Raw genomic sequence first — 6,537 nt, forward strand, 5'->3', positions numbered from 1 at the left:
AGGAACCTAAGACCCCGCCACCACCCACACCATCAAATCGGCATGAACATCAAACAATCGCAGGAAAGCGTGCGGAAATGGCTACAGACTCATACAGGCTCTGCTAAGCAGCATCCACACGGATCCCTAAGCGAATCAGCCAACGGTTGAAGATCCTGCGCGAGTCGTACAGAGTGAACCTCAACGCGGGAGGACCGCATGGTTGTTGGAGAAACCGGCGAACGCGCCGAGAGCGCAGGCGAGGTCGCCACAGCGGCTGCCGAGGCGGCCAGGTATCCGGTGGCCTCGGGCGTCCGTGTGAACGTCCGTAGTGGGCCAGGTACCGCGTATCGGATCGTCAAGGTGCTGCCGCTGGGCGCCACGGTGCCGATCAACTGTCAGAAGCCCGGCGAGACGATCACCGGCCCGTACGGCACGACGAACCTCTGGGACAACATCGCCAACGGCCAGTTCGTCTCGGACGCGTACGTGAACACAGGCAGCGACGGCTACGTCGCCCCCCGCTGCGCCTAGGCCTCGTGGGGTCCCGTCCCGCTCCGCTCCGCCGCGCCGGGGGATAATCGGCCCCGTGAGCGACAGAGCAGACGGCCGTGCGGCCGCCACCCCCACGCCGGCCGGGCCGCAGCCCGAGGCCATCCGTTTCTTCGGCACGACCTGGGTCGGCCACGACGGCGGTTACGGGCTGCGCCGTGCCGGGGTGGCGGCCGGGGCGCTGGCGGCCGCCGTCGTCGGGTGCCTCGTGCTGCGCTTCGCGTACCAGGGGCTGGAGATCGCCCAGGTCGGCGAGTTCGTCAACCTGCTGGTCGTCGTCATGTTCGCCGTGTGCAGCGCCATCGCCTTCCGCAAGACCTGGGAAGGCTTCACCCGCCGCCCGGCCGGCACCGCCGCGGACGCGTCGCTGCGCAGCCTCAAGATGATCGGCTTCGTGGGCTCGCTCCTCGCCTACTTCTTCCGCTCGCTCGTCGAGGCGCCGGGCGAGAAGCTCCACCGCGCCGAGTACGAGGAGGCCGTCGTCCAGTACGAGCGCCGCCGCGGGGCCCGCACCGGCAACCCGGCCGCCCGCAAGAAGCCCAAGCGCCGCAACTGACGCGCCCGATCCGGCCTTCCGCTCAGGCCTTCTTCCGGCTCATCGAGCCGACCAGCCCCACCACCCCCGCGACCAGCGCACCCCGCCACAGCCCGTCCCACAGGCTGCCGAAGAGGCCCTCGGCCGTGAGGATCTGCCGCATCACCACGTCGGTGACGACGAGCAGCGCGGCCGGCACCGCCGCGACCCGCCACGGGTGGGCCGCCGCCCACCTCCGTATCCGGTGGTCCGTATCCGGCGCCGCCCCCTGCCGCGTGCCTCCCTGCGTGCCGCCGAGCGCCGCCCCCGCGCCGCCGACCAGGAAGAACAGCATCAGCGCGACCGACAGGGCACCGGCCAGCACGCCGAGCCCGATGCCGTCGCCGATCGTGCCGAGCGCGAGCGAGACACCACCGCCCAGCCCGCCCACCGCAGTGGCGGCCCGCCACGGGCCGAGGGTGGCGGACGCGACCGCGAGGTGCCGCCGTTCGGACTTGGAGATTTCGCCGTTGTGCCTCATACGCCAACGGTCCTCCCGCCCGGCCCTTGAACACCATGGGGGATGACCCTGAGCAACCCCTGAGCCCCTCTTGACGGCACCTGCCCCCCATAGGATTATTCATCACATGATGAATTACCAGGATGCCGACGGCCCGGACCCCCGCAGCGGCCTCGCCACCGGCCCCGCCACCGGCCCCGCCACCGGCCCCGCCACCGGCCCGGCCGGCGCCGTCGACGCCCGCGGCCTCACCGTCGTCCGAGGCGACCGCACCGTCCTGCGCGGCATCGACTTCGCCGTCCCCCGAGGCCAGATCACCGGCCTCCTCGGCCCCTCCGGCTGCGGCAAGTCGACCCTCATGCGCGCGATCGTCGGCACCCAGGCCAAGGTCACCGGCACCCTCCAGGTCCTCGGCAGCCCGGCCGGCGACCCCTCCCTCCGCGCGCGCATCGGTTACGTCACCCAGGACCCGTCCGTGTACGACGACCTGTCCGTCCGTCAGAACCTCGACTACTTCGCGGCGATCCTCGACCCCGGCCGCGCGGCCGCCGAACGCCGCCACGAGAACGTCGACCGGGCCATCGCCGACGTCGACCTCGCGTCGCACACCGACGCCCTCGCCGGCAACCTCTCCGGCGGCCAGCGCAGCCGCGTCTCACTCGCCGTCGCTCTGCTCGGCACGCCCGAACTCCTCGTCCTCGACGAACCGACCGTCGGCCTCGACCCGGTCCTCCGCCGCGACCTGTGGGACCTCTTCCACTCCATCGCCGCCGAGCGGGGCGCCACGCTCCTGATCTCCTCCCACGTCATGGACGAGGCCGAGCGCTGCCACCGCCTCCTCCTCATGCGGGACGGCGAGATCCTGGCCGACGACACCCCGGACGCCCTGCGCTCCCGTACGCGCACCGAAACCGTCGAAGCCGCCTTCCTGCGCCTCGTAGACGAGGCCAACGCCCTCCGTGAGACCCAGGAGCAAGCCCGATGACCGCGATCTCCTCCTCCGGATTCTCCGGCGCCCGCACGCTCGCCACCGCCGGCCGCGTCCTGCGGCAACTGCGCCACGACCCGCGGACCATCGCCCTGATGCTCCTCGTCCCGGTCCTGATGATCACGCTGCTGCGGTACGTCTTCGACGGAAGCCCGCAGACCTTCGACTCCATCGGCGCCTCGCTGCTCGGCATCTTCCCGCTGATCACGATGTTCCTGGTGACGTCCATCGCCACCCTGCGTGAACGCACCTCCGGCACCCTGGAACGCCTCCTCGCCATGCCCCTCGGCAAGGCCGACCTGATCGCCGGCTACGCGCTGGCCTTCGGCGCCGTGGCCATCGTCCAGTCCGCACTGGCCACCGGCCTGTCGGTCTGGCTGCTCGGTCTGGACGTCGTCGGCTCGCCCTGGCTGCTCCTCCTGGTCGCCCTGCTCGACGCCCTGCTCGGCACGGCGCTGGGCCTCTTCGTCTCCGCCTTCGCGGCCTCCGAGTTCCAGGCGGTCCAGTTCATGCCGGCGGTGATCTTCCCGCAGCTCCTGCTGTGCGGTCTGTTCACCCCGCGCGAGAACATGGCGCCCTTCCTGGAGGCGATCTCCAACGTCCTGCCCATGTCGTACGCCGTGGACGGGATGAGCGAGGTCCTGCTGCACACGGACCTCACCGCGGACTTCATCCGCGACGCGGTGGTCGTCGCCGGCTGCGCCGTCCTGGTCCTCGGCCTGGGCGCGGCCACCCTCCGCCGCCGTACGGCCTGACCGCACGGCACCGTACGGCGGGACCGTACGGCCTGAAGGGCCCGGCCGCGCGCGACGCGGGTTCCGCGACGTGGACACCGACGGCACGGCCACCGGCCCCGGTGCGAGGATGGCCACGGACGACCGCACGCCCACCCGGAGGGTGACCCCATGACCCAGACAGTCGCAGTCCTCGGCACCGGAAAGATCGGCGAGGCGCTGCTCAGCGGCATGATCCGGGCCGGATGGGCCCCCTCCGACCTCCTCGTCACCGCCCGCCGGTCGGAGCGGGCCGAGGAACTGCGTACCCGCTACGGCGTCGAGCCGGTCAGCAACGCCGAGGCCGCCAAGCGCGCCGACACCCTGATCCTCACCGTCAAGCCGCAGGACATGGGCAAGCTGCTGGACGAACTCGCCCCGCACGTCCCGGCCGACCGCCTGGTCATCAGTGGCGCGGCCGGCATCCCCACCGCGTACTTCGAGGAGCGGCTCGCCCCGAACACCCCGGTGGTCCGCGTCATGACGAACACCCCCGCCCTCGTCGACGAGGCGATGTCCGTCATCTCGGCCGGCAGCCACGCCACCGCCGAGCACCTCGCCCACGCGGAGGAGATCTTCGGCGGCGTCGGCAAGACGCTGCGCGTCCCGGAGTCGCAGCAGGACGCGGCCACCGCGCTGTCCGGCTCCGGCCCGGCGTACTTCTACTTCCTCGTCGAGGCGATGACCGACGCCGGCATCCTGCTCGGCCTGCCCCGCGCCCAGGCCCACGACCTGATCGTCCAGGCGGCCATCGGCGCGGCCGTCATGCTCCGCGACAGCGGCGAGCACCCGGTCAAGCTCCGCGAGGCCGTGACCTCGCCCGCCGGGACCACCATCAACGCCATCCGCGAGCTCGAGAACCACGGCGTACGCGCGGCCCTGATCGCCGCCCTCGAAGCCGCGCGCGACCGCAGCCGCGAACTCGCCTCCGGGAACGGCTGATCCGGGCCGCCGACTCTCAGTCCTCTGCGGCCAGCAGATCGGCGGTCGTCACGACCTTCGCGAAACCGCCGCCGTGCAGTGACACCGCCGTCGCCCGCGTCAGCTCGTCCGCCGTGAGGGACCAGCCGTGCGGCCCGTCCAGGTCGAACGTGTGCATCGCGTCGAGCGGGAAGTACACCTCGTACCCGAGATTCCCGCCCATCCGGGCGGTGATCTCGTTGCACGTGTTCGTCTGGATCCCGGCGATCACGATCTGCTGAGCACCCACCTCGCGCAGCCACGCATGCAGATCCGGCTCCCCGTAGAAGGCCGAGTTCACCGACTTCCGCACCAGCAACTCAGGACCGGAGCCCTGACCACGCCGCTGTTCCACGAAGTCCTTGAACTCATTCCCCTGGGCGCCGGTCCGCAGCGGCGACTGCGGGCCGGCCGAGTCGTGCCGTACGAACACGACCGGCCGGCCCGCCGACTGCCACGCGTCGATCAGCGCCGCGATGTTCGCCTCGGCCGCGGGATTGTTCCGCGGCCCCCAGTAGGACTCGTCCTCGTAGCCCTTCTGCACATCCACGACCACCAGCGCCGCGTTCTTCGCGATGTTCTCCATACGGCCCATCCTGCCGCCACACCCCCCGCACGCAGGGGAAACAGAAGCCGCGTCAGCCGGCCGGCAGCAGACCGATCGCCCGATAGGCGGCATCGACCACCGGCCGCGCCATGGCCCGGGCCCGCCCGCAGCGGCCGCAGCAGTTCCACCACCGCCTCGGCGACGTCCTTCTTCAGTCCGCCGTACGAGGTGTAACCGGCGGCCAGCGCCTCCGGCTCACCCCCGGTACAGGCCGCGAGCACATCGAGCAGATTCGCCACGCCCGGTCTGGTCTCGCGGTCGTACTCGACCTCCCGCCCGCTGTCCGTCACGGCCCGCATCACCTTCTTGCGCACGACGTCCGGTTCATCGAGCAGGTACACGATTCCGGCCGTCGCCTCGTGGGACTTGCCCATCTTCGAGGTGGGCTCCTGCAGATCCATGACCCGGGCCGCCACCTTGGGATGCGTGGCCTTCGGCACGACGAAGGTGTGCCCGTACCGCTGGTTGAAGCGCACCGCCAGATCGCGCGTCAGCTCGACATGCTGGGCCTGGTCGTCCCCCACCGGCACCTCATCGCTCCCGTAGGCGAGGATGTCCGCGGCCATCAGCACGGGATAGGTCAGCAGCGACAACCGCACGCTCTGCCCGGCCGCCCGCGCCTGCGTGCCCTTCTCCTTGTACTGGATCATCCGCCGCAGCTCGCCGTCGGTGGCCGTGCACTCCAGCAGGTACGAGAGCCGCGTGTGCTCGTCCACGTGACTCTGTACGAACACGGTGCACCGCGCCGGGTCCAGCCCGGCGGCAAGCAACAGCGTCGCCGCCTGCCGGCTGAGCCGCCGTACCCGCGCCGGGTCGTGCTCCACGGTGAGGGCGTGCAGGTCGACCACACAGAACAGGGCGTCGGCCCGGTGCTGGTCGATCTCGGCCCACTGCCGGACCGCCCCCAGGTAGTTGCCCAGCGTCAGGTGCCCGGTCGGCTTGACCCCACTGAAGATCCGCGTCATCTCTCCACCTCCTGATCGGAGCCGCCGCTGTCCGCGACCGGCTCCCGGGAGGGAGAAACACCAACGGCCGCCGAAGCGGCGGCCGTTGAATGCGTGCGTGAGCGCCGGCCGCCGTCAGGCGGCCCACCAACGAAGGGTGAACGCACGCGTAGTCATGCCCTCAGACTAGCCGGGAGGACCCCGGCTAGTCCTGGGGTTGACACGTCCGGCGTGCCTCCGTAGTGTTCTCCGAGTTGTCCGACGTGAGCGCCGACCCCGGTCGGTCCCCGGACAGCCATTCCGCAACAACCATTCGAACGAGCGACGTGCTGTCGTCTTGTTTTCATGTGTATTTGCGAAATGAGGAATCCGCGTTCGACGAACTTCGGCGAACGCGGCCCCCGATTAGCTCGGGGGCGAGGAATCCGCTAATGTCTCACCTCGTCGGAACGGCCCAACAGCCGGAATGACGCAGCCCGCTGACTGGGAATCAGGCCCGAAAGGATCTGATAGAGTCGGAACCGCTGGAAAGGAACGCGAAAGCGGACCGGGAAGGCGAGCGAAATCCCACTTCGACTGGGAATCGGACGCGAAAGAGTCTGATAGAGTCGGAAACGCAAGATCGAAGGGAAGCGCCCGGAGGGCCCGATGAAAAGGGACCAAAGGAAGCGTCCGTTCCTTGAGAACTCAACAGCGTGCC

7 protein-coding genes and 1 pseudogene are annotated in these 6,537 nt (G+C 70.3%); 5 read left to right on the forward strand and 3 right to left on the reverse strand.

The features are described from left to right. Positions 1–198: 198 nt before the first annotated feature. Both ACWV17_RS33625 and ACWV17_RS33630 read left to right on the forward strand, forming a co-directional pair. On the forward strand, positions 199–513 hold the full coding sequence (locus ACWV17_RS33625; protein ID WP_455362640.1) for a peptidase: 315 nt from the start codon (positions 199–201) through the stop codon (positions 511–513). A gap of 55 nt (positions 514–568) precedes the next feature. Next, on the forward strand, positions 569–1,087 hold the full coding sequence (locus ACWV17_RS33630; RefSeq protein ID WP_455362641.1) for a hypothetical protein: 519 nt from the start codon (positions 569–571) through the stop codon (positions 1,085–1,087). A 22-nt stretch (positions 1,088–1,109) separates the two neighbouring features. Here ACWV17_RS33630 and ACWV17_RS33635 read toward each other — a convergent pair whose 3' ends face one another. Continuing rightward, a complete protein-coding gene (locus tag ACWV17_RS33635) occupies positions 1,110–1,586 on the reverse strand; it encodes a hypothetical protein (protein ID WP_455362642.1) in 477 nt (158 codons plus the stop codon). Positions 1,587–1,692: 106 nt separating this feature from the next. Here ACWV17_RS33635 and ACWV17_RS33640 point away from each other — a divergent pair, with 106 nt between their 5' ends. The 3 genes from ACWV17_RS33640 to proC all read left to right on the forward strand — a co-directional run bounded on the left by ACWV17_RS33640 (position 1,693) and on the right by proC (position 4,268). Further along, the gene (locus ACWV17_RS33640; RefSeq protein ID WP_455362643.1) at positions 1,693–2,550 is read left to right on the forward strand and encodes an ABC transporter ATP-binding protein; all 858 of its coding nucleotides are present in this window, start codon (positions 1,693–1,695) and stop codon (positions 2,548–2,550) included. Then, positions 2,547–3,308, forward strand: a complete 762-nt coding sequence (locus tag ACWV17_RS33645) for an ABC transporter permease (protein WP_455353626.1) — start codon at positions 2,547–2,549, stop codon at positions 3,306–3,308. The genes ACWV17_RS33640 and ACWV17_RS33645 overlap by 4 nt, the downstream gene beginning before the upstream one ends. Positions 3,309–3,458: 150 nt before the next feature. Then, positions 3,459–4,268, forward strand: a complete 810-nt coding sequence (gene proC, locus ACWV17_RS33650) for a pyrroline-5-carboxylate reductase (RefSeq protein WP_455353625.1) — start codon at positions 3,459–3,461, stop codon at positions 4,266–4,268. 16 nt (positions 4,269–4,284) lie between these two features. Here proC and ACWV17_RS33655 read toward each other — a convergent pair whose 3' ends face one another. After that, complete coding sequence (locus ACWV17_RS33655; protein ID WP_455353624.1) at positions 4,285–4,881, reverse strand: cysteine hydrolase family protein; 597 nt, start codon at positions 4,879–4,881, stop codon at positions 4,285–4,287. Between the two features lie 43 nt (positions 4,882–4,924). Next, positions 4,925–5,858 (reverse strand): annotated as a pseudogene (trpS, locus tag ACWV17_RS33660) (tryptophan--tRNA ligase). Positions 5,859–6,537: the final 679 nt, after the last annotated feature.

The organism is Streptomyces mabaensis (genome assembly GCF_053763515.1).